Raw genomic sequence first — 24,382 nt, 5'->3', positions numbered from 1 at the left:
ACGAATATGGAATTTTATAAGTATAAAACATAATTACAACTATTATTAACCCAAATGGATAGGAGACACTAACTAATGCTGAAAAAGTTTTTTCCTTTTCTTGACTGGTTCAGAAACTATGGTCTTGATGATGCGAGAATTGATGCCATTTCAGGTCTGACCGTCGCGCTGGTTCTGATCCCGCAGTCTATGGCATATGCCCAATTGGCAGGTTTGCCTCCATATTACGGACTTTATGCCTCGTTTCTGCCGCCCATGATCGCTGCCTTGTTCGGCTCAAGCCGCCAGTTGGCAACCGGTCCGGTGGCAGTGGTATCGCTGATGACTTCCGCATCGCTTGAACCTCTGGCAACTGCTGGAAGCGAAGGATACATCGCTTATGCCATTTTACTAGCGCTTATTGTCGGTGTGTTTCAGCTTTCACTGGGAATCCTCCGGCTTGGTCTGGTGGTCAATTTCCTTTCCCACCCGGTGGTGAACGGTTTTACCAACGCGGCGGCAATTATTATCGCTTCTTCTCAGTTGTCCAAAATGTTCGGTGTTTATGTGGACAAGTCTGAACATCACTATGAAACCATTATCCGGGTATGTGAGGCAGCGATCTATTATACTCACTGGCCCACGCTTTTCATGGGAATAGCAGCGTTCGGCATTATGTACGGACTCCGTCGGATTGCACCGAAAATACCCAACGTGCTTGTGGCGGTCATGGTGACTACGCTGATTTCATGGTACACAGGGTTTGAGCATAACACCACGGTGGATATATCAGCAATTGAATCGCCGCAGGTCAGAGAATGGATAACTGAATTCAATAACGCGGTAAATGCTATTCCGCCACTGGCAGATGAACGGACTCAGGTGAGTGAGACGCTGGATAAGGCCAAAAGTTCGCGTGACAACATCGCGGTCCTTGACGCGGAACATGACATGAATGTTCTGACCATCAAAATTGAGCGTCTCAAACACGAGGCGCATGTAAAGCGTGAACATATTCGGGAAGTATTATTTGAACAAATGAAAACCCCTGATGGTTCCCTCAAATTTTATTCCAAAGACAAATCCGAAGGCGACCGGACATGGCGGATCAAAATCGGAAACAAACCCCTTGACCTGGAAAAATTGCTTATGACAGGGGGCGGTGCGGTGGTCGGAATGATTCCAAAAGGACTTCCCGCTTTGACAGTTCCCAAAATTGATTTTAAAATTATCTTGCATCTTCTGCCATATGCTGCCATCATTTCACTTTTGGGATTTATGGAAGCAATCTCCATTGCCAAGGCCATGGCCGCCAGAACAGGCCAGCGTCTGGATCCTAATCAGGAGCTTATCGGTCAGGGTTTGGCCAATATTTTCGGATCCATTGGCAAAAGCTATCCCACTTCAGGTTCCTTTTCCAGATCAGCGGTCAATCTTCAGACTGGCTCGGTCTCCGGATTATCCAGTGTCTTTACCAGTCTGGCAGTGGTTATTGTGTTGCTTTTCTTCACCCCTTTGCTCTATCATCTGCCCCAGTCCGTGCTTGCTGCGGTCATTATGATGGCGGTGATCGGTCTGATAAATGTCACAGGCTTTGTCCATGCCTGGCGTGCGCAATGGTATGACGGGCTTATCTCTGTGATTTCGTTTGTCTGCACCCTCGGGTTTGCTCCACATCTGGACAAAGGCATCATGGTCGGGGTGGTGCTGTCCCTGGGGGTTTTCCTTTATAAAAGCATGCGGCCTAAGGTTTCGTCTCTTTCCAGACATGATGATGAGGCACTGCGCGATGCTTTTCTCCATGACCTTATGGAATGCAGATATGTTGATCTCATTCGTTTTGACGGACCTCTTTTCTTTGCCAATGCCAGTTATCTGGAAGATATCATCAATGAGCGCATTATAAATAAGAAAGATCTGAAACATATTATTATTGCATCCAACGGTATTAATGATATAGATGCATCAGGGGAAGAAGCCCTGTCTCTTATTATTGATAACACCAGAAGCACCGGGGTAGATATCTCCCTCAGCGGCGTAAATGAGTCAGTCATGGCAGTTCTCAGGCGCACACATCTGCTGGAAGAAATTGGTCAGGATCATGTTTATCCTACCATGGAAAAAGCCATATGTGCGGTTCATGAACATACTCACCAAGAGGAACAGGAAGACCGATGTCCCCTTACAACGGTCTGCCGTGTTGTCAAACAAGAGAATATATAAAGGAGAACAGAAAGATGTCTGTTATTACAATATTTTGTGGAACCTTTTGTAACGAGAGTCTGCTTATCAGAGAAGTTGCGAAACATACAGGCTACAAGCTGCTCACAGATGAAGATATCGCTGCCCGGGCATCCGTAATTTCAGGAATGGCCGAAAATAAAATTAAAAATGCGTTTTCCGCAAAAACCTCGGTCTTTAACAAATTCACCCATGAAAAAGAGCGGGCCGTGGCCTGGCTCAGACTTGCGCTCGCTGAAATGCTTTCGGAAAATGTCCTGATTGCAGGATTTACCGGACAGCTTATTCCCAGGGAAATCAGCCATGTGCTTCGGATTTGTCTGATCGCGGATATGAAATTCAGAAGCGCCGCTGCCATGAAAGCGCAGAAACTATCTGAAAAGGAAGCCTTTGCCCTTATTCACAGCCAGGATGAAGACCGGGCCTCGTGGGCTCATACATTGTTCAGGATCAAGGATCCCTGGGACACATCGCTTTATGACATCATCATTCCCACAGACAAAATGAAGGAAGATGAAATCGTTACGCTTATTTCGGAGAACCTTCGCAGCGAAGTGATCAGACCTACCGCAGCTTCCCAAAAAGCGGCTCAGGATTTCATTCTTTCAGCAGATGTGGAAGTCGCGCTGGCAAAAGAAGGACATTCAGCCGGAGTGAGTGCCAGGGACGGTGCTGTCACCCTGACTATAAACAAGCATGTTCTCATGCTGAACCGGCTTGAGGAGGAACTCAAAGCCATTGTCACCAAAGTTCCCGGAGTAGAATCTGTTGAGACTCGTGTGGGCAAAGGCTATCATCAGGCCGACATTTATCGGAAATACGATTTTGAACTGCCCAAGCTGCTTCTTGTGGATGATGAGCGTGAATTTGTTCAGACCCTTTCTGAAAGACTGCTGATTCGTGATGTGGTGGCGGCAGTGGCTTATGATGGAGAATCCGCGCTCGATATGGTCAACGAAGATGAACCCGAGGTGATGATCCTTGATCTGAAAATGCCCGGAATTGACGGTATCGAAGTTCTTCGGCGAGTGAAACAGACCCGTCCGGAAATCGAGGTGATCATTCTGACCGGTCATGGATCCGAAGATGATAAAAAAATATGTATGGAGCTTGGCGCGTTTGCCTATCTCCAGAAACCTGTCACCATTGATGTGCTGAGTGAGACGTTTAAAAAAGCCAAAGAAAAAATGCAAAAAGCAACAGATGGAAAATGAAGATTTTTTCGATTTTCAAACACGGGATTTGAGCCATGTCACTACAGGAAAGACTGAAACCAAAATTCTGGGAAGAGGGAAATCTTGCTGAAACCAGGCACAGACATATGTTCAACTTTCCCCGTATCTGGAAAAAGACAGTGCTGATCACAGCCGGAGTCGCGCTTATTCCTCTGATTCTTCTGGCGATAGTGGATTATCAGGTCACGCAGAGTTCGGTAGAATCCGAAAACCTTCTGCGTACCTCCCGGCTGGTTTCCAATACGCGGCGCAGGGTTTCCTTTTTTCTGTTTGAACGGCGTTCCGCCCTTGATTTTATTATCCATGATAATTCGTTTGAATCACTCATGGATTCGAAGCGGCTTGCCGCGATTCTTGAACATCTGAAAAAAACCATTGGTGGATTTAGCGACCTTGGTGTTATTGACGCAAAGGGCATTCAACGGACATATGTGGGGCCTTATCCGTCCAAAGATATTGATTACAGCAAACAGGAATGGTTCAGAGAAGTCAGAGACTGGGGAATGTATGTCAGCGATGTATTTATGGGATACCGGAATTTCCCCCATCTGGTAATCGCTGTCAAACATGATCTGGCGGACGGCTCTTTTTATGTGCTTCGGGCCAGCCTGAGCATTGAACAGTTTAACGACTTGTTTTCGCAGCTTGAGGTGGGCGGTAAGGGAGATGCCTTTATTATTAACGGAGAAGGCATCCTCCAGACTCCCTCCTTGTATAACGGAAATGTGCTTGAAAAAATACATATTCCTGTTCCGATGTATTCCGAAAGGACTCAGGTGCTTGAAACGCTGGGGACAGATGACGAGCCAATTCTCGTGGGATATGCATATATTCAGGAAACTCCTTTTATTCTCATGGTGATCAAGCAGAAGAATGAGCTGATGGGTTCCTGGTATGACACCCGAATGAAACTGGTGGGATTTCTGATTGCAAGCATCACAACGATCATCGTGGTGATTCTGTGTGTGGTGACTTATCTGGTCAGCAGTCTTTATATGGCAGATCAGAAACGCATGATCGCATTGCACCATGCGGAACATTCTGATAAGATGGCATCTGTGGGGCGTCTGGCAGCGGGGGTTGCCCATGAGATTAACAATCCGCTGGCGATTATCAATGAAAAAGCCGGGCTGATCAAAGATATCTTCACCTTTAAAAAGGAATACAAGGAAGATCAGAAGCTGAGAGAGACGGTGGAATCAATTATCTCCTCAGTGGAACGATGCGGAACCATCACTAAGCGGCTGCTGAATTTTGCACGGCATGTGGATATGAACATCCAACTGCTTCGTCCCCATGAGGTTATCCGGGAAGTTCTCGGTTTTCTGAACAAAGAGGCGAACTACAGAAGCATTCAGGTTGCTTTGGACGTTGATGAGGACATTCCTCCGTTTGAAAGCGACAAGGGAAAGCTTCAGCAGATTTTTCTCAATCTCCTCACCAATGCCTTCTCAGCTCTGGACGACGGAGGACTCCTGAACATCGCTGTCAAACGCAAAAATACGCATTTTGTGTGTGCCACTTTTGCAGATGACGGCTGTGGCATTCCTCGGGCAGATCTGGAACGAATTTTTGAGCCATTTTTCACCACCAGGGCAAAAGAGGGCGGGACCGGACTTGGATTATCCATTACTTACGGTCTTGTACAAGAACTCGGAGGAAAAATCGAGGTGCAAAGCGAAATTGGAAAGGGAACGACATTCACTGTCACTTTGCCGCTCAGGTACAGCGATTAAAATGCGTCCGAACCGCTTTTAGGAGATTCGGATAGTTTCCCGGCAACTGATTGGGATTTATGAATCCCGCACGAGTATTTGGAAAAGATGAATCTGTAATATTTAAAATATAAAACAGAGGGAATACCTATGAAAATATTGTTAGTTGACGACGAGACAGAACTGGTTTCCACCCTTGCGGAGCGGCTTGAGATCAGAGGGATTGAAGCGGAGTGGGTAAGCAACGGCGAGGATGCGCTGAAAAAAACAGAAACTCAGTCCTATGATCTTGCTGTGCTGGATGTGAAAATGCCCAAAATCGGCGGATTCAAACTCAAGAAAATATTGCATGAAAAATACCCTGATATGAAATTTATTTTTCTCACAGGTCACGGATCCGAAGATGATTTCAAGGCAGGAACTGTGGAGGCAGGTGTCGCGTATTATCTTGTGAAGCCAGTGAAAATCGAAGCGCTTATTGAGAAGATACATGCGGCACTCGGAGAGCATGAGTAGAAAATTTGTTTTTTACTGTATCAGTCATCTGATCTTCAAGAGAGGTGTATTATGACTCAACAATTGGATATCATCGGCGAGACAGGAATTCAGTTTTTTGGCAAAATATCCGCGTCCATCTCCCATGAGTTCAAGAATGCTCTGGCAATTATCAATGAAAACGCGGGACTTTTAGATGATTTTACATTAATGGCAGAAAAAGGGATTCCTATTGATCCGGAGCGGCTCAGATTTCCTGCGGAAAATATCGCAAAGCAGATTCAGCGGGCAAATGAGATTGTCAAACGGATGAACCAGTTTTCTCACAGCACGGACAAATCCTTAAAAATGCTGGAACTGGGTGAGATGACAAAATTTATGGCAACAATCTCAGAAAGATTCGCTGCTATTCGAAGCATCACCCTGGACACGAAGCTTCCTGAAACTCCGATAATGATTCTGACCCATCCTTTTCTTTTGGAAACCCTGATTTTTCTGTGTCTTGATTTTGCCATGGATGCGGTCGGAGAAAAAAAAACAATAGGCATTATCACTGGTAAGACAGAAAACAGTGTGTGCCTCAGATTCACAGGGCTTAAACGACTTGGGGAAGTTCAGACCGACTTCCCCACAGGGAGGGAAATGTCTCTGCTGGCTTATCTCAATGCTGAACTTGCAACAGAGACAGATGCCGGGGAAATAATTCTGTATCTGCCTGAAAAAATATCTGAATCTGAAAATACTTGATTGTTTTTTTGAGTAAAAAAACTGTGTTTCTGACAGCAGTTAAAATTTTTAAGCTGCCGAATCATAATTTAATTTGGAAAAACTTGCGGATCACTATTTTTTTAAAATCTGCTGAAATAAGAAAGGAGGAGAGTTATGTCCGAAAAAGTTTTATTGATTGATGACGAGAAAGATTTTGTGGTACCTCTGGCAGAGCGTATGAAAAACCGGGGGATAGATGTTTCTTCAACAACCTCTCCGCTGGAGGCGATCAAAAAAGTGGAGGAAGAATCCTATGATGCCATTGTTCTGGATCTGATGATGCCGGAAATGGACGGACTTGAAACGCTTGCGGCCTTAAAAGAGAAGAGACCGGAATTACAGATCATTCTGCTCACAGGTCATGCCACGGTGGAAAAAGGCATTGAAGCCATGAAACTGGGGGCCATGGACTTTCTTGAAAAGCCCATTGATTTGAAAGTCCTGAGCGAAAAGATAAAAAAAGCTCAGGCAAAAAAGATGATCCTTGTGGAAAAGCGGACTGAGGAGAAGATCAAACAAATCATCATGGAGAAAAGTTGGTAGGTTTCGGAGTCAAACCGGGTTGCTGAAATGATTTATTAAGAAAATTGGAAACGATAAGTTTTCCGCCCTTGGAAGACTCTTGAAATCAGCTTTCTGAAAAACAGAAAAAGCGTGTCATTTCTGCTTAATTTTATGGTTTTAATATATAAATATACAGAAAAAAACGCTCCGTCGCACTTTACTTTATTTTTGCACCTCAAACAGTGATTGGTGACTCAGTATCAGCAGATCAAAAAAGTTCGAGATTCCGCCTTCAGGCGGTCTGTCATACAGGCAGGAGTATCTGTTTTCACAAAGAAGAACCTGATGGCGGAACTTTGAGCTTTCCGGATGAATTAGAAAGTTTCTGATCTGCTGACTATCATATATTTCTGACTTATTTTGCGACAAATCAGTCTGTCAGCATAGTTCGATTCCAAATCTTCTCTATTCGAATTCCTCAACTTTGGAAAACCGGGATTCAGACAGAAAAATGTCTACCTATTTTGTGGCGGCTTCCTATCTGAAAAATTCTCACGCCTGAAACTTACCAAATCAAAAACAGAAGACATATTTATTTCCTTGTTGCCAGCACCTGACACAAGTTTTCAAAAAAACACCTTTGGGGAACCTATAATTAAATACGGAAACAAGCCGGAACTCCGGGAGCGTATTCGCTGGCTCGGGAAAAAAACAAAACAGCAGGAAGACAGAATCTTCAGCTATATGCCCTTTTCTCCCGGAGAACTCGGCACTGTCATACCTGAAGATTGTGCCGATGAAATTTCAGCGTATCACGAAGCCCTGTCAGACTAGACTTTGTATTTACCAAAATCTTCCGGAGAAAGTTTTTCAAGATATTCGGCCCATTTTTTCCCTTCTTCGCTGTTGTCCTGAGGTTCGCCCACCTCGTCTCCTGTTTTTGATTTTTCAATCACCTTGTCATCCACATAAATCGGTGCCTGAAATCGGAGCGCAATGGCAATCGCATCACTTGGGCGGGCATCCATGCTGAATTCTCTTTCATTGGAAAGAAAATATATTCTCGCGTAAAAGGTGTTGTTTTTTAAATCACAGACCTCAACCTTTGATACCATGATATTCAGCATTTCCGTAAAATTTTTGAAAAGATCATGGGTCATGGGCCGGTCAAAATGAATATTCTGAAGTGCCGACGCGATGGATGTTGCCTCAAGCAGACCAATCCAGATGGGAATCGCCTGGTCATCTTTTTCCGATTTCAGGATAATAATGGGGGTGTTTGATGACGGATCCATGGTCATGCCTGCTATGTTCACTTTATGCAGCATAACTTTTTTCTCCTTCCGAACCCAAAGGTTCAAGTTTGACAGGTTCTCCCCAGAGTGAATGGGAAAGCGCTTTATCAATTCTCACACGAATGAGCTGACCTGTTAAAATTTTATCATTCGAACGACAGTCATTACCCTGTATAAAGTTTACAATCTTATTTGCTGATGTTCGTCCTGCCCACTGGATATCGGATTCCGGGTTGAGAGATATCTGGCGAGATTCGCTGGATGTCTGCCTCTTGCTCAGACCGTCAACAAGTATCTCCTCTGTTTTTCCCACCAAGTCTTCATTTTTCTTTATTGTGAAATGTTTTTGCAAATCCAGCAAAATTTGTAAGCGTTCTTTTTTTTCCTGTTCTGAAAGTTTATCTGAAAAACGGGCCGCGGACGCGTTGGGGCGGTCAGAATATTTAAACGCGAACAAACTGTCGTATTCCACTGTTCTGATCAGATTCAGAGTGTCTTCAAAATCCGCCCTGGTTTCCCCGGGAAATCCCACGATCATATCAGAGGTAATAGCGATATCCGGGCATACATCACGCAGTTTTTCCACTTTCTCAAGATACAGTTCCCTGGTATATTTCCGGTTCATTCTTTTTAAAACCCTGTTCGAACCGGACTGAACAGGCAGATGAATATGCTTGCATAACTTGTCCAGGCGTCTGAACGCATGAATCAGCTCTTCTGAAAGGTCTTTGGGATGGGAAGTGGTGAATCTGATTCTCAGAAGTCCCTCAATATCATTCACCTGTGACAGCAGTTCGGAAAATGAACACAATCCCTCTTTTTTTCCATAGCTGTTCACATTCTGACCCAGCAGCGTCACCTCCCGTACCCCGGCTTTGACAAGCTGCCGGATTTCCTGAATGATATTCTCAGGTGATCTGCTCATTTCCCTTCCCCGGACATAAGGCACCACACAATAGGTGCAATAATTGTCACATCCCTGTATGATGGTTACAAAGCTGGTGACCTTTCCCTCATGCTGCGAGGTCATGGCAAATTCACGCTCCTGAATTTCGTCCGACATTTCAATATCAATTATCCGGCCTCTGTCTGATTCGATCTGCTGAATGATTTTCGGCAGACGGCCCACCGCATGTGTCCCGAAAACAACATCAATGTACGGCACACGCTCCAGGATTTTTTTCCCTTCCTGCTGGGCCACGCATCCTCCCACGCCGATAATAAGTCCTGGTTTTTTTTTTTTCAATTTGGCAAGGCGTCCCAGGAAGCTGAAAACTTTCTGTTCTGCCTTTTCCCGAATCGCACAGGTGTTCACAAGAATCAGGTCCGCCATTTCAGGGGATGAAACAAGCTGGTAGCCCAGGGGCATTAAGCCGCCTGCCATCTGTTCGGCGTCATAAACATTCATCTGACATCCGATGGTATGAATATATAAGTTCTTAGTCATGTTGTCCGTTGCTGGTTGGCCGGAAGTCAGAATCCGTCATTAACTTTTTCCATTCTCACCACAGATGACAGATCACTGACAGGTTCAATCATAATATCATTTTTAAAATCCTGCAAGACCATTTCCACATCAGCTTCACATCCGGGGGAAATACGGATAACAACCAACCCCAGATCCGAATCAACGGTACTCAGCATTGCAATGCCATCATAGGCTTCAAAAATAAATCTCAAAAAACAGATTTCTCTCCGGTCAACACGGTAATATTTTTTTATTGTTTTCAAACCTATCCTTTTTTTTATATATTATTCAGTATCATCATCTCTGTTTCTTTTTCAATAAAAAAATTATGAAAATGATTTGGGATTTGGGATTTGGGATTTGGGATTTGGGATTCGGGATTTGCTATTTGGGATTTTTTTGTTCTGTGAAATTGAAAAACATATAATTTGCTATTGTTCAAATTATTATTATAGGATATATAATAAATTTGTGGGCATGTCCACAGCCAACTCTCTATGTTAATGTTGAAGTAAATTGGTCTCGTTCCCACGCTTCGCGTGGGAATGCAGAACAGACGCTTCGCGTCACGAATCCGCCTGCCGCACGGGACGCGAAGCGTCCGAAAGGCATCCCACACCAAGCATGGGAACGAGGATGTATCTGAATTTTTCCATCTGCTGAATTTCATTCAGAATTTTTGCAGGACGGGGTTGCAAACCCAGCCTGCATAGATGTTGTATATTGAACATTAATTTATGGAAAAATTAATAAAAAATATTCGACCTTATATTAATGGACTGATAAACCTGCCGGTTTCTCTGGCATGGAAAGGGTACGGCTCACAAATTTATTTGGAAATCGGCAGATTGACCCCATTAGAAAATGTCCGCCAGCATCATGAAAACGGAGAAGCATGTATATCAGCAGATTGGGATTGGCGCATAGAAAAGGACAAAAAAATTCTGTTCGGCAGTTCTAATAGCGGCCCTCAAATAGACCGGGGTCTCAATGAAGGCTCTTTGATCGAAAGCATTAGCATTAGCGGAGAAGTGCCGGAGCTTGAAATGATATTTACTGGCAATCTCCGCCTGAAATCTATGGTTATGCTCACAGGTGATCCTGAATGCGGTTAGTTCAGAGTTAAAAGCCTGTTTTATAATTTACGCCATGTGCAACTTTTTTTAACCGGAGAGAACATGGACAGACAATGCCACGAAGACACAAAGACACCCAGAGAACCTTCGTGGGACTTCGTGCCTTTGTGCCTTCGTGGCATTATAAGTTGCACATAGCGTTAATTTCTTATACAAGAACAAAATCTGATTTCCCCGCACTCTCAGGGAATTGACAAATCTCCGAAATTCAGATTTGTCAATCCGAAGCAGGCAGGGGAAAATTTTATAATTTCTTATATCATAATGAATAAAAATTGGAAAATCCTGCAACCGGATATAAATTCTGTGAAAAAAATCCGAGATATTCTCAATTGCAGTCCTGTAGTTGCAGCAATTTTGGCAAATCGGAATATGCTTTCCGAATCGGATATCTTACGTTTTCGTAATGCCTCACTCAGCAATTTACGCCCCCCTTTTTCCATGAAAGATATGGATGTCGCGGTTCGTCGTATTTATGCTGCCATAAAAAATAACGAAAAAATACTCATTTTCGGGGATTATGACGCGGACGGTGTCACTGCCACGACTGTCCTGCTTGAATTTTTACGTTATACCGGGGCAGACGTGTCTTTTTACATTCCCCATCGGATAAAAGAAGGATACAGTCTTCAGTCCGGGCATATTTCAGATTACGCAGTACCAAATAAGATAAAGCTGATTATCACAGTTGACTGTGGTTCCAAAAGCCATGAGGCTGTCAAGTTGGCGCAGGATTCCGGAACAGATGTCATTATCACAGATCATCACAACATATCCGACGGCCCGCCCGGAGCCATTGCCATTGTCAATCCCAAACGCCCGGATTGTGACGCAGGGTTTAATAACCTTGCCGGTGTGGGAGTGGCTTTTTTTCTCCTGGTCTGTCTTCGAAAATATCTGCGTGAGATGAATTTCTGGCAGAATCGCTCAGAACCGAATCTGAAAAACTTTTGTGACCTTGTTGCCATCGGAACGGTCGCGGATGTGGTTCCCCTTGTTGATGAAAACCGAATACTTTCAAAAACAGGACTCGAAGTCATCAGTTCCGGCCGCCGGCCCGGTGTCAATGCGCTCATCAAGGCATGCGGCATCAGCAATAATGTTGTGCGTACCGAAGACATTGCCTTCAGACTGGGGCCCCGGTTAAATGCCGCAGGCAGGATGGGCCATGCCAAAACCGCTGTCAGACTCCTGACAACAGACGATGCTGAGACTGCAAAACAAATCGCCCGGACACTCAACCAAATGAACCAGAAACGGCAGGAAATCGAAAAAGACATGGTTGAGGAAATCCTTGAATACTTAAAAGAATACCCGCATCTGCTCCGGCAGCATTCGCTGGTTTTGTCACATCCCGGATGGCATGAAGGGGTCCTCGGAATTGTCGCATCCAAGATTGTGGAAAGATATTACCGGCCTGTGATTCTGATTTCAACAAGAAACGGTCTTGGAAAAGGGTCAGGCAGGAGTATCCCCGGGATTGATCTTCATGCAGGGCTTGTGGCGTGTTCAGATGATCTGCAATTTTTCGGAGGGCATTCAATGGCGGCCGGACTGACAATAAAAGCGGATAATGTCAGTCAGTTTCAGGAACATTTTGAGACCGCTGTTCGGGAAGCAAGCGAACCTGGTGATTTTTTACAGACCATTTCAATTGATTATGAACTTGATTTTGATAATATTTCAGATGAACTCATTGACGAGCTGGAATCTCTGGCTCCTTATGGCGAAGGCAATCCGGAACCGCTTTTTATTGCCAGAAATATCAGCGTCGCATCTTCAAAAATTGTCGGTGAAAACCACAGACGTATGACGTTAAGACAGCAGGTTTCAGGCAGATCCACCAAAGCCATTAACGCGATTCATTTCAACATTGACACAGACAAGGGGCTCAGACAGCATTTTGACCAAATGGCATTCCGGCTGGGCTGGAACCGCTGGAACGGCAGAAAAACAGCACAACTTATTGTTGAAGAAATATAAGTGATAAATCACAAATCACAAATCACAAATCACAAATAAATTTTCTTGCAACCCAATAAGATTATATTGTACTTAATCAGGAATAAAATTGTTTTTTAACACATTCACCTAATTTCATTGAGAAAAAAAAAGGGGGGGCTATGGCAAAGGTATTCCGGCCAAGCACACGCGAAGCAAGTATTTTGTCAAAAATCGAATCATCAAAAGAACATGCGCGACGTAAGGCGATCAAAGGAATTAAAGATTGTATTGATCCGTTAAGCAATGCCGTCGCCATGAAACTGCTTGAAAATGATCTTGTGGAAACTCACAATAAAAACGGTCTTGAGGAACAGATATGGCGATGCCTGGATAAATTAAGCCATGCTGAAGACTTTGACATTGATTATCAGGTGGCACCGTTCAGAAATCTTCTGAAGCAACCGCACGTGGTAAGCCTTTATCTTACGGCATTTGTTGTGGAAGAGCTTATCAATCACAGAGATATCATTGATATTTTCGGTTCTGACGAAGATATATATTTTTGTATAAATCAGCAGGTTGTTCATTATCTCTGAGGCAAAAATTCCCGCGGCAAATACAGGTAACGAAAATATGCCTGAATTTTCTTTCAGCATGACAAACATATAATGCTTCTGAGTTCCACGGGATTACTGAGCCTGCGGAGAGGGGAAGTTGCGGCCTTGTGTCATTACCCCTCTGCAAATCAGGAACCGGGCTGTCCTGTCCGGATAAATTTCGGACTCAGGGCTTACCAACTGATATTTTTTCCTATTATTAAAAAATCTTAAACAAATTAACAACGAAATGCGCCCTTCCTTTTATCCCAGACTGGTTAACGGACCTTTTGACGATCCCGGATTATTCATCTCCTTTCTTTTTGAGAATCGTGCCATACTTTTTGACCTGGGCGATATTTATTCTCTTTCGGCCAGGGATATTCTCAAAATAAGCCATGTGTTTGTCAGCCATACGCATATGGATCATTTCGGGGGATTTGACAGATTACTGCGTCTGTTTCTTGGCCGCGAAAAAAAGATTCATTTATACGGCCCCGAAGACTTTTTGAAAAATGTCGAGGGAAAACTTGCCGGGTATTCGTGGAATCTTGTGGAAAATTTCACCAACCATCTTGTCCTGCGGGCCACGGAGATTCATCCGACCGGTCTTATGACACAGGAATACCTGCTTCATAATAAATTCCAGCCCGTCCGGGAAGCCGTAAGGCATCCGTTTGACAAGATTTTGCTTAAAGAACCTGCATTGTCTGTTTCCACGGTGATACTTGATCACCGGATTCCCTGCCTCGGATTCAGCATGAAAGAGCGGTTTCATGTGAATATCATAAAAGAAAATCTTGCTGATTTGGGACTTGATATCGGTCCCTGGCTGAAAGTTTTTAAACAGGCATTGTTTAACAGTCAGGATCCTGATTCGGTGTTTGAGGTCAGGATCGGAAAAAAAAATATCCTGAAAAAAAAATTTCTCCTTGGTGAACTTACGGACCGAATCGCCATCATCACCCCGGGTCAGAAAATCACATATATCACAGATGTTGTTTATAACCCGTCCAATGCCGCGAAAATAACTGAGTTCGCGAAGGATTCGGATCAACTGTTTATTGAAGGGACGTTTCTTGAAAAAGACAGAGATATCGCAAGGCAGAAATATCATCTCACCGCCTGGCAGGCAGGTGTCATCGCAGCCAGGGCAAATGTAAAGCAATTCACGTTATTCCATTTCTCTCCGAGACATACCGGCCTGGAACATATTTTACGAAAAGAGGCAGAACAAGCAGCTTCAGAGACCCGTTACCAGTAGTCAGCTGTCAACTGTCAAATCACAGATGACAACTGACTGTTGATAAAAAAATTATGTTAAAATTTACCTTACGCAAAAAACTGCTCTTTTTTTCCGTTATTCTGGCATTGATTCCCCTGGTATTTGCCGGTCATTTTATGATCCGTATTACCCGGGATGAACTGAAGAGTTTTCTCAATGATGAGCTGATTGTAACTGCTGAACAGCTTGCTCAAAGCATTGACAACCTCTGTACCCATACATGGTTGTCTCCGTTGTTAATGATGAAACGGGTTGTGGAGAGTGAGGAACTCGGGTCCTCGGAAAAAATGTCGGTTCTTTCAAACATAGGAGATGTTGCTGATATTGTATCCCTGCAAGTTACGATTGAAGGAACCGCAGCTCCTGCTTTAATTACCCAGGACAGTTTTACGTCCCGGTTATATGAGGCGGCATTGGATCCTGTGACTGTTCTTACCCTGACACCTGAACAAATCAGAAGCCTTCAAAAACAAAAGTCAGACCACCAGACTGTTTTGTCTTGTGATCCGTCATCGCTCCGGAAAGAACCGGATAGCGGGATTATCACCAGCGATCCGGAATATATTCCTGAAATCGGGGTGTGGCTGATTTCTGTCATTATTCCTCTGAAAAAAATTTCCGACCGGAAAGCTATATTATCCGCCAGAATCAAACTTGACCGAATCAAAGAAAATATTGATCGCCATCCTTTCAATAAGAATGGAAATATCATACTGCTGAACAGCCGGGGAATGCGCATATTTGACGAGAATCAGACCACTTTAAGTGATTATAAAATTGTTCAGATCACCAAAAACCTTTTAAACGCGGGAACACCGATTACGGGTGTGACCCCTTATGTCACTCCTTCTGGAAAAAAAATGTTGGCCGGTTATACATTTCCCTCAAATTTTAACTGGACAGTGATCGTGGAAAAGGACATGCTAAAAGCTTACATCGCTGTCAGCAAAATGCAGAATACGCTCTTTGGGCTGGCCGTGATCGGATTGGTAATTGCGGTCATCGTGTCTGTCATCTTTTCCAAGCGCATAAGTCAGCCTGTTCTTGAAATCGGGAAAGTGGCCCGGGATGTCGGAGAGGGGAATTTCAATACCCAAGTATCAGAGCGAGTTTCAAAGCGTTTTTTAAAGGATGAGATCAGTGAGTTGGGAGAACGGATAAATAAAATGACAGAAGGGCTGCGTGAGCGTTTCCAACTGGAAAAATTTGTCTCCGATCAGACCATGGATGCAATCAAACGGGCTGATAATGGCGGAATCCGGCTCGGGGGCGAACGCAAAACTGCAACGGTATTTTTTTCAGATATTCGGGGCTTTACATCGTTTTCGGAAAAAAATGAGCCTGAAATCGTAATTAATATGATCAATACATATCTTCGCAGCCAGGCAAAAATTGTCCGTCAGTACGGAGGCGATATTGATAAATATGTCGGTGATGAGTTAATTGCTGTTTTTCAGGACCCGGATATGGTTAAAAATGCCGTTCTTTGTGCAGTTGATATTCATCAGGCCATTGAAGTGTTAAATGAAAATCATCCGGAATGGGACATACGTGTAGGGATCGGCATTAATACAGGCGAAATGGTCATGGGGGCCATGGGAAGCGAAGAACGGATGGATTATACGATTTTAGGGGACAGTGTTAATCTGGGCGCTCGTTTGTGTTCCTACGCAGGCCCGAGCGAGATCATTCTGTCAGAAAATTCCTATTCTCATATCACTGCTGAACAAACTGAATTTTTATTAAAAACCCGTTTTCTGTCCATTGTGAAACATCAGAGAATTCAGGTGAAAGGAAAATCAAAACGCATCCAGGTCTATAGGGTGGAAAATTGAGATTTGGGATTTGAGATTTGAGATTTGAGATTTGGGATTTGAGATTCGGGATTTGAAATCAGGCTATTTTCTAATTCTCAATTCAAAAAAGGAGTGACTTATGAAAATGTTACACGAGAAGTTTTTAGCATTTTGCTTTTTTTTAATGGTTCTGTTTTTCCCGCTTTTTTTATGCGCGTCAGAACAGAATGACACGGTAAAAGAGATTGTTGTCACGGAAGGCCGGAATGTCAGAGAACCAGCGTCGGAAGAACATCAGGAAATAAAAACGATTATTGTCAGGGAAGGCCAGAATGTCAGGGACTTGGCAGATGAATATTTAAATGATCCGAATCTCTGGATGGAGATTCTGAGAAAAAATAATCTGAACTCACCTGCTGATGTCAGACCGAATATGACTTTAAAATTACCGACAATTATCAACAAAGCCAAAACCGAACTTAAAGCAGCTCGGGAGACAATAGACAACGCGTCAAAGATCGGGGCTCAGGTTTTTGCGCCTGATATTATTGCCAAAGCCATTGACTTACATAGCGAGGCGATGTCCAGACGAAAAAGCGGGGACTGGGATGACTGTTTTCAACTGGCCCGTGCTGCATCGGAAAAAGCCAAAGATGCTATCCAAAAAAGTCTGACCCAAAGTGCTGAAGCCGGAGAGGCATTCCTGAAGGACCGAAAAGGCAGCGTTCAGGGCCGTAAACCATCGGATCTGATTTGGAAGGATTTGGCTGTGAACGCCACATTGATGGAGGGTGAAAAAGTTCGCACCTTGTCGGAGTCATATGCTGAGATTCAGTTTAAAGACAACAAGCGAGTCCGTCTCAATGAAAATTCTCAGATCGTTATCAGCAAAGTGCAGATGACGGTGTTAAAAAACACAGAATCTCCGACTGTCAGCCTGACAAAAGGGGATGCCTATATTCTGTTAAATGGTAATCGCCAATTCTTTGTTCCGGGCAAAGGTGAGAAATCATCCGCAATATCAGGGAAACTCCTGTCGCGACCATCTCTTGTTTCCCCTGTAAATGGGACAACTGCTCTTTTCAGATCAGATCAGAATCATATTATTTTAAAATGGGAACCGGTCACTGATGCCAGCGGTTACTGGGTGGAAATTGCCGCGGACCGGGGATTTAAAAAGGTGATTCTCAATCAGAAAAACCTCAGAAAAACCGCTTTCAGGCAGGAACATCTGAAAGACGGGATTTATTATTGGCGCGTATCAGCCGTTAATAGCGTCGGTTTTCCAGGCAAGAACAGCAAAGTACGCTTTTTCAAAGTCACCAATGATGACAAACCCCCTTATGTGGTCATTCACTCCCCCCGGACAGATGCCATATTAGTGAACAGTCCTGTCAGCGTGACAGGAGAAATTGAACAGGACGCGGCCATATCTTTTCAAGGAAAGCCTGTCAGGATTTCGGAATATGGCTCATTTAAGTTTGACTGTCCCCTGACAAAAGGGGTGAACAAAATTTCATTGGAAGCAACTGACAAAGCAGGTAACATCACAAAACTGAGCCGTTCGGTTATTTTTTCTCCGAACAGAGATGTGGAAATCCGTTATGATTCAAATTTACCTCAGATTGCTCCGAAACATTTTATTACGAGAGAATCAGGATTTACCCTGTCCGGTCAGACTGAGCCTGGCACAGTTATTACCGTCCGGTCGGATGGCAAAGTCCCCGGAAGTCTCAGCCCGCGTTGTTTTGCTGATGATGACGGCCGGTTCCGGCTTAATCTGTCGCTGAAAAAAGCCAAAACAAAATGCAGGCTTCTTGTCACATCCCTCGGCGGTCATGTCACGCGGGACAGCTTTACTGTAGAGATTGACAAACAGCCTCCTGAAATCCGTCTCACAAACGAATCCCCCGCGGTATCTGATGTCAAGAATATTCATCTCTACGGAAGTGTTTCTGAAAAAAGTTTTGTTTCGTTAAACGGTACAAGGATTCAGTGTGATCTCGCCCTTAATCTCTCAGCAAAAAAGAAAGCCAAGGCATTGTTTGACGGAACAGTCGAACTCAGTCCCGGAGTGAATTCAATTCATCTGACCGCGTGGGATCAGGTTGGAAATATTTCCTTTTTAGACCGGAAAGTTATTTTTGACCAGTTCCCCCCGAAGTTCATAAAGTCTGAATTGTCTTCCGGAGCCGCATCCGGCGGGGAACGCTTAAAAATCAGCATATCGGCCGAAGACGAGTCCGGTCTGAAAGAGGCGGCTGAGTTTAAAATTCGGGCCGGGGAATATGTCCATACCGGATTTTTAAAATTAAATAAGATCACGCGAACCTATCAGGGAACGATCAATCTGCCTGAAAAGGCCAAAGGTAAAATCGCACTGAGTTATGTGAAACTGTCAGATTACTACGGAAATGAAAAAGAATATGATTTTTAGGCTTTTCTCCAAGATAAACAGCCTGTGTCCCAATGACGCTGTTTCACAAATGTAACAAACTGAGATTGTACAAAAAGGGGATATTGTTTCGGTTTTCTCAGCTTCTTCTTACAGAGGCGGGAAACTGACGCATTACCGGAACAGAGGGAGTATGTGGTGAAAGTCAGATTCCGACATTTGAAACTCACTCTTTTTGTATGTTATATAAAACAATAAGATTTTTTATATGATGTTTATTTCTCATAATTTAAAAAGCATCAGAACCAATGAAAAACATTTTTATTATTATAAAAACAGACGATTCAGGTTTTCGGATTTATTCCTTGGCAACCGCCTCTCTGATTTTTTCAATCAGTTCCTCCAATCTGCATGGTTTTGTCAGATAGTCGAAGGCTCCGTATTCCATCCCTTCTTTTGCTGCCTGCTCCGAGCCATGTCCCGTGAGCATTATCACAGGCATCTCCGGATCCATTTTTTTGAATATTTTAAGAACTTCAATGCCATCCATATCCTCCATTTTCAGGTCCAGAACCGCCACATCAAACTCCTGTTTTCGGAGGGCCTGAATGGACTCAGACCCGCCGTAAGACTTTGTAGCGTCAATGCCTCTCTTAGCCATTCGTTTTGCGACAACATTCACAAAACCTTCTTCATCATCAACAAGAAGAAGCTGAATGCGGCCCGTCTGACCCTCCTCCTTCCCGGCCATCACATCCTCCCTAATAAGCACGACGGCTGGTAATTTCCTTCATGCGTGCATTGATGATCTTTTCTTCATGGCTTCGCTTTTTGGCTGCGGCCTCTCCCACTTTGGAAACAAGGTCTCCGATATCACAGGGTTTCATCAGATAGTCAAAGGCCCCCAGTTTCATTCCTTCGATACCGGTTTCAACAGTGGCATGACCCGTAAGCATGATAACCTCTACCAAAGGAAATCTTTTTTTTATCTCTCTCAGCGTTTCAACACCGTCCATCCCCGGCATCTTGACATCAAGAATAACAACCTCAATACTGTGGCCTTTTTCCAATTTCTGCAACGCCTCTTCTCCGGTGAAAGCAGATACAATATCAAGTTCTCTCTTATTCAGACGTTTTGTCATGGTTTCCACAAAGGGGACCTCATCATCCACCAAAAGCACATTTGCGATAGTCATTTTAAGTTCTCCTTTCTTATTTAAAACAAATTTCCAGTTTTCGGTTTCAAGTTTCGAGTTTCAAGTTTCAAGTTTCGAGTTTCGAGTTTCAAGTTTCGAGTTTCGAGTTTCAAGTTTCAACTAAGGGGAATCCGGATACGAAACGTGGTTCCTTTATCTACCACGCTATTCACATCTATTTCCCCATTCATTCTTTTGATGATACCGTAACAAATAGACAATCCCAGACCTGTTCCTTTGCCCACTGGTTTGGTCGTAAAAAACGGATCAAATATCCTTGCGAGATTGGCACCGGGAATGCCGGGGCCGTCATCTGACACTTCAATTATAACGTGTTTATTTTCTGACCAGCTACTGATATCAATGGTTCCGCCTTTTTTATTCATGGCATCAAGCGCATTGTTGATCAGGTTAAGCAGCACTTGTTGCATCTCTGTCTGAGACATCCGTACAGAAGGCATGTCCTTTTGAATTTTTGTATCTATAACAACTTTACTATAGCTTGCGCTCTGTGCGGATAGTCCGACAACATCCTCAATCATCTCATTTATATGAACATCATGAACAGTGGAATCTGTTTTCCTTGCAAAACTCAGCAATTTATGGGTAATTTCCTTGCAACGTTTGCCCTGAGTGTTAATCTGTTTCAGCGCTCTTTGAAATTCATTGAGATTTTCAGTTTCCTTAAGGTCTTCTTCCTCCAGCAAATCTTGTATCCACCCTGCTTCCTCAACCATAATGGCAACAGGATTATTGATCTCATGGGCTATTCCGGCGGCCAGTTGCCCGATGGACGCCAATTTTCCGGTTTCGATCACTTGCTGATTCATCATTTCTTTTTCCTGGTCAGCATTTGCCATACGGCTCACCATTCCTCTGGACAATACAATTGCCATGGTAATAATGCACAAACCGCCGATGATGAAAATCAGGATTGCGGTCATCTGAGAGTGTTTCAGGTCAGAAAAAGCGTCCAGCCTGTCCTGCTTATATATCAGCAGCCAGTCTCCGCCTTTTAAAAACGCTGTCACATAAATAGTTGCTTTTCCGGAATCAGCGCATTTCTCAATAATATGTATTTTATCTCCGTTTCTTTTCAGGCTCCTTAAAAAATTCACACAGCCCTCTGTTGATACAATTCCTGAATGCAGTTTTGTCTGAAACTGTCCCTCTCTGTTCAGTATAAAGGCGATGCCGGTTTTACCAATACGAAGGTTTTCCACAATCGAATTAAAAGCCATAAAATTGATGGTAGCCCTTAATATCCAGTGTTTTCCCTCCCATGTGCGCCGAACAGCCACGATAAAGTGGGGCATACCTCGCAGGCCCAGGAAAACATCACTGATAAAGTATTCGCTTTTCACCGCTCTTTTAAACCAGTCAGCTTCAGAATAATCTGCTTTTACCAGCTTAAAGGGTCCGGCATAAGCGGTCTGAATTCCCTGATCATTGACAACCCCGAGGTCTTCGAAAACCTCATTATATTCCTCCCGAAGCGTTAATAATTTTTCCTCTAAAAAAGCTTCATTGCTTAATTCCTGAAAATTGAACGCCGCGGAAAAAAAACGAATGTCACTCAGTTTTTCTTTCAGAAAAGCATCTATATTTTGTTTATGCTTTTTGACCAACACCTCGAGATGAGCATAAACTTTTTCATGATAAGATTCATGAAACTGATCATAGATAACGCCTCCCACAAGGATCATAGGTGTAAATGACACAATGATGACAATCAGAACCATGTTTCTGGTCAGGGATCTGTAATACGATGTATTTAAACTTTTATTTTGCTCCATAATGAATTAAGACAGATGTCTGGCAGGGATATTCAACTATATGATTAAGCAATAATTTGATGTCCCGATTTAAGTAAATTAGATTTCAGATTTCTTTAAAATATCAAAAACAACTTGTTTCAGGTGTTCAATACTGTTTCCTTTCTTTTCCACAAGAGCGGATGCATTCAGACTATCTGATGTGTAATCGGATAGAAAGGTATGGATAACCACTGGCAGATAAGGAATCCGATTGTGCAGCTTCCTCAGCAGGAACGATTCATCCGCATCGGGCATATCCGGGTCCAGGATCAGAAGGTCAAGTGATTCATGCTGATACACCCATTCAATGACCTGACGGCTGTTTTCTGCCAGTCGGACATGATAACCTTCTGCTGTCATCTCACGTCTGAGAAATTCCCTGACATGCGGATTTCGATCTGCAATTAGTATTTCAAATTCTTTTTTCACGGCCTTCCTTTTAATTAAACGGACCGCGTCATGTTTAGATAACCTTTGGTTTATTGAGGAATGTTCCAACAAATCATTTATCCACGCGGGCCTCCCTGACCCCCTCAATGCTGTTGACTTAGGTAATTCCGAGCGAATCCGGAGTGCAAAAATTTTATTTTTGCGCCTGCGAAAAAGCATTTTTCGCACTCCGGAAAAAATATCGGAAAACCCCGCTTACTCTTAAGTCAACAGCATTGCCTGACCCCCTCAGGGGGGTCAGGGCTGCTTTACGGGCATATTAATTTTTGGGATTCCCTTAATAAAAAATAGTTCTGTCAAAATTATTGCAATCCGTGTGCCAGGATAGGAATTTGACCATAATTATTAATAAAAAATTGAAATAATTATTAATAATTCTGGCAAAACAAAAAATTCAAAAAAAATGTCAGCAGAATGGTGTCAGCTTTTTTTACAGGTTGTAAAAAAAACGGAAATAAATCTTCATCATTTTTGAATCATTTTTTTACAGGTTGTAAAAAAAACGGAAATAAATTTTCATTATTTTTTGAATCATTTTATCTGGCCGTAAAATAACCTGACTCATTTATGCTATTGAGGATTGGATTACAGGAATTACAGGATGCACTGCCCGCAAAGCTCAGATTGCCTGGCGGGATTTCCGAAAAAGAGATGTGAGTTTGAAACTCACATCTCTTTCTCATATCAGTTATATTTGACATCCAAAACAGATAATGATAAATATCCGTTTTGTAGGGTTAGGGAAGATGTCCCCGAAAAGCTGGAAACCAGTGCGGCCTGCCCCACCCACCTCACAGCGGACAACCTTCAAAATAAAAAGGATTTTATTATGAAAGATCAGAATGTCACAGCCAAATCAGACAGTACCCCTCTGCCTCTTGTTGTTGCGGAAAAATGGGAGTTCAGGCTGAATTTCCATGTTGTGGAAGGGGAACATTTTTATGCTATTGAGGATTGGATTGTCGGGATCACAGGATGCGATGTACGGAAAGCCCAACTCTCATGGGCAAAACTTCAAAAGCAACTGTTGATTTCAAATCAACAATTGTCTCATACTGCGCCGAATGGGCGTGTGTATCAGAAAGATCATACCGACGACCACGGCCTTTACCTGATCGCTCAGAACCTCCGTGTCACTAAAAATCGCCCCGCGCTCCGGGCGATAAAGGACTATCTCGCCAAGGCAGGTGTGTTTGCTGATCATCTGCGGACCAACAAGGACGGCGCACGGGACAGACTGCGAGAAGAACTGAACGCGGAAAACCCGGATAAGGCCATGGAAGAGGCTGTTGCCGGATATCGGAAACAACAGCGTGATGACAGGTGGATTGACATGCGTCTGAAAGGTGTCGGCCACCGTCTGATCTTCAGCAGCACTTTGGCGGATACCTGTAAGACCCGGCCAGATTTTGCAGGGGCAACCAATGCGGGTTACAAAGAACTCTTTGACATGGTAAAAGCCGAAATCGTAAAAACACTGGGCCTCACCAAATCCCAGGCCAGAAAGCTCCGTGATCATCTGAGCGAACTCGCGCTGCAAGGCATCTCTCTGTACGAATCCGCTGCCAGCCATAAAATGAGAAAGCTGGGCCGTGTCCTCACCAGAGATGAACAGGTGCAGATTGTACGAGACTGCGCAGTGATGATAACGCCCGGCATCCATCAGCTCGCCGACTATCTCGGCATAGACCTGCTTTCAGGGAAAAACCTGATTGCGGAATAATTCAAAGCAAACTGAGTGAAGAATTTCAGATTCGCTCACATAATGGGCGAAACAGATATTTTTTCGCACTGTGTTTCATGTTCAGCATTCTCATGCTCCTCATCCTGTTCAGGAGACTCTCCAATCATCCTGACTTCCTGTTTTATCCAGTTCATTCCTCAGCTTCTCCGCCAGACGCTTTGTTCACATTTTGTTTTAACTCAACGGTCAGTTTTTTTTCTGTCATTCCGTTCGACGACTCGACTGAACTCGCCGAAATCTGAGCTCACGCCGAAGTCTGCGAAAGCAGGAATCCACTACATTATTAATGCGGTCAGGCACTATAGCCGTTCGAACTGAGAGAA

At 43.7% G+C, this 24,382-nt stretch carries 21 protein-coding genes; 14 read left to right on the top strand and 7 right to left on the bottom strand.

Features of this window, described 5'->3' with window-relative positions:
- The first annotated feature begins 75 nt into the window (after nt 1-75).
- The 7 genes from dnm_RS25585 to dnm_RS25555 all read left to right on the top strand — a co-directional run bounded on the left by dnm_RS25585 (nt 76) and on the right by dnm_RS25555 (nt 7,771).
- Nucleotides 76-2,202, top strand: coding sequence for a SulP family inorganic anion transporter (locus dnm_RS25585; protein ID WP_207679723.1), 2,127 nt, complete (start codon nt 76-78; stop codon nt 2,200-2,202).
- Nucleotides 2,203-2,216: 14 nt separating this feature from the next.
- Entirely contained in the window at nt 2,217-3,434 is a 1,218-nt protein-coding gene (locus tag dnm_RS25580; protein WP_207679722.1) for a response regulator, read from the top strand.
- 35 nt (nt 3,435-3,469) lie between these two features.
- Nucleotides 3,470-5,191, top strand: coding sequence for a sensor histidine kinase (locus tag dnm_RS25575; RefSeq protein WP_207679721.1), 1,722 nt, complete (start codon nt 3,470-3,472; stop codon nt 5,189-5,191).
- A gap of 129 nt (nt 5,192-5,320) precedes the next feature.
- Nucleotides 5,321-5,686 carry a response regulator gene (locus dnm_RS25570; RefSeq protein ID WP_207679720.1) on the top strand — a complete coding sequence of 122 codons (366 nt, stop codon included), beginning with the start codon at nt 5,321-5,323 and terminating at the stop codon, nt 5,684-5,686.
- 51 nt (nt 5,687-5,737) lie between these two features.
- Entirely contained in the window at nt 5,738-6,412 is a 675-nt protein-coding gene (locus dnm_RS25565) for a histidine kinase dimerization/phospho-acceptor domain-containing protein (RefSeq protein ID WP_207679719.1), read from the top strand.
- Between the two features lie 135 nt (nt 6,413-6,547).
- A complete protein-coding gene (locus tag dnm_RS25560; RefSeq protein WP_207679718.1) occupies nt 6,548-6,976 on the top strand; it encodes a response regulator in 429 nt (142 codons plus the stop codon).
- A gap of 561 nt (nt 6,977-7,537) precedes the next feature.
- Nucleotides 7,538-7,771 carry a hypothetical protein gene (locus tag dnm_RS25555; protein WP_207679717.1) on the top strand — a complete coding sequence of 78 codons (234 nt, stop codon included), beginning with the start codon at nt 7,538-7,540 and terminating at the stop codon, nt 7,769-7,771.
- Here the strand turns inward: dnm_RS25555 and dnm_RS25550 are convergent.
- The 3 genes from dnm_RS25550 to dnm_RS25540 are packed head-to-tail and all read right to left on the bottom strand — an operon-like array spanning nt 7,768 to nt 9,963.
- The gene (locus dnm_RS25550; protein WP_207679716.1) at nt 7,768-8,265 is read right to left on the bottom strand and encodes a bifunctional nuclease family protein; all 498 of its coding nucleotides are present in this window, start codon (nt 8,263-8,265) and stop codon (nt 7,768-7,770) included. The genes dnm_RS25555 and dnm_RS25550 overlap by 4 nt on opposite strands.
- Nucleotides 8,255-9,679, bottom strand: coding sequence for a tRNA (N6-isopentenyl adenosine(37)-C2)-methylthiotransferase MiaB (gene miaB, locus dnm_RS25545; RefSeq protein ID WP_207679715.1), 1,425 nt, complete (start codon nt 9,677-9,679; stop codon nt 8,255-8,257). The genes dnm_RS25550 and miaB overlap by 11 nt, the downstream gene beginning before the upstream one ends.
- Nucleotides 9,680-9,705: 26 nt before the next feature.
- A complete protein-coding gene (locus dnm_RS25540) occupies nt 9,706-9,963 on the bottom strand; it encodes a DUF4911 domain-containing protein (protein ID WP_207679714.1) in 258 nt (85 codons plus the stop codon).
- Nucleotides 9,964-10,548: 585 nt separating this feature from the next.
- On the opposite strand from dnm_RS25540, the gene dnm_RS25535 reads away from it, so the two are divergent.
- From dnm_RS25535 to dnm_RS25510, 6 genes are all read left to right on the top strand, one after another.
- The gene (locus tag dnm_RS25535; RefSeq protein ID WP_207679713.1) at nt 10,549-10,815 is read left to right on the top strand and encodes a hypothetical protein; all 267 of its coding nucleotides are present in this window, start codon (nt 10,549-10,551) and stop codon (nt 10,813-10,815) included.
- 327 nt (nt 10,816-11,142) lie between these two features.
- Nucleotides 11,143-12,819 (top strand): single-stranded-DNA-specific exonuclease RecJ, encoded by a 1,677-nt coding sequence (gene recJ, locus dnm_RS25530; protein ID WP_207679712.1) that lies wholly within the window; start codon nt 11,143-11,145, stop codon nt 12,817-12,819.
- A gap of 140 nt (nt 12,820-12,959) precedes the next feature.
- Nucleotides 12,960-13,376, top strand: coding sequence for a hypothetical protein (locus tag dnm_RS25525; RefSeq protein WP_207679711.1), 417 nt, complete (start codon nt 12,960-12,962; stop codon nt 13,374-13,376).
- Nucleotides 13,377-13,626: 250 nt separating this feature from the next.
- On the top strand, nt 13,627-14,640 hold the full coding sequence (locus tag dnm_RS25520; RefSeq protein ID WP_207679710.1) for a ribonuclease Z: 1,014 nt from the start codon (nt 13,627-13,629) through the stop codon (nt 14,638-14,640).
- Between the two features lie 53 nt (nt 14,641-14,693).
- A complete protein-coding gene (locus tag dnm_RS25515) occupies nt 14,694-16,496 on the top strand; it encodes an adenylate/guanylate cyclase domain-containing protein (protein WP_207679709.1) in 1,803 nt (600 codons plus the stop codon).
- Nucleotides 16,497-16,596: 100 nt separating this feature from the next.
- On the top strand, nt 16,597-18,894 hold the full coding sequence (locus tag dnm_RS25510) for a FecR domain-containing protein (protein WP_207679708.1): 2,298 nt from the start codon (nt 16,597-16,599) through the stop codon (nt 18,892-18,894).
- A 316-nt stretch (nt 18,895-19,210) separates the two neighbouring features.
- Here dnm_RS25510 and dnm_RS25505 read toward each other — a convergent pair whose 3' ends face one another.
- The 4 genes from dnm_RS25505 to dnm_RS25490 form a co-directional block, all read right to left on the bottom strand.
- Nucleotides 19,211-19,603 carry a response regulator gene (locus dnm_RS25505; protein ID WP_207679707.1) on the bottom strand — a complete coding sequence of 131 codons (393 nt, stop codon included), beginning with the start codon at nt 19,601-19,603 and terminating at the stop codon, nt 19,211-19,213.
- A gap of 10 nt (nt 19,604-19,613) precedes the next feature.
- Entirely contained in the window at nt 19,614-20,048 is a 435-nt protein-coding gene (locus dnm_RS25500; RefSeq protein ID WP_207679706.1) for a response regulator, read from the bottom strand.
- A 116-nt stretch (nt 20,049-20,164) separates the two neighbouring features.
- The gene (locus tag dnm_RS25495) at nt 20,165-21,844 is read right to left on the bottom strand and encodes a sensor histidine kinase (protein ID WP_207679705.1); all 1,680 of its coding nucleotides are present in this window, start codon (nt 21,842-21,844) and stop codon (nt 20,165-20,167) included.
- A gap of 78 nt (nt 21,845-21,922) precedes the next feature.
- Nucleotides 21,923-22,294: a response regulator gene (locus tag dnm_RS25490; protein ID WP_207679704.1), complete on the bottom strand. Its 372-nt coding sequence runs from the start codon at nt 22,292-22,294 to the stop codon at nt 21,923-21,925.
- A gap of 850 nt (nt 22,295-23,144) precedes the next feature.
- Here dnm_RS25490 and dnm_RS25485 point away from each other — a divergent pair.
- Complete coding sequence (locus dnm_RS25485) at nt 23,145-24,038, top strand: hypothetical protein (RefSeq protein WP_207679703.1); 894 nt, start codon at nt 23,145-23,147, stop codon at nt 24,036-24,038.
- The last annotated feature ends 344 nt before the right edge of the window (nt 24,039-24,382 follow it).

This window comes from Desulfonema magnum, assembly GCF_017377395.1.
GTDB lineage: Bacteria > Desulfobacterota > Desulfobacteria > Desulfobacterales > 4be13 > Desulfonema_C > Desulfonema_C magnum.
Note: the sequence above shows the minus strand (reverse complement) of the source record. Positions and strands in the feature narration are given on the sequence as shown.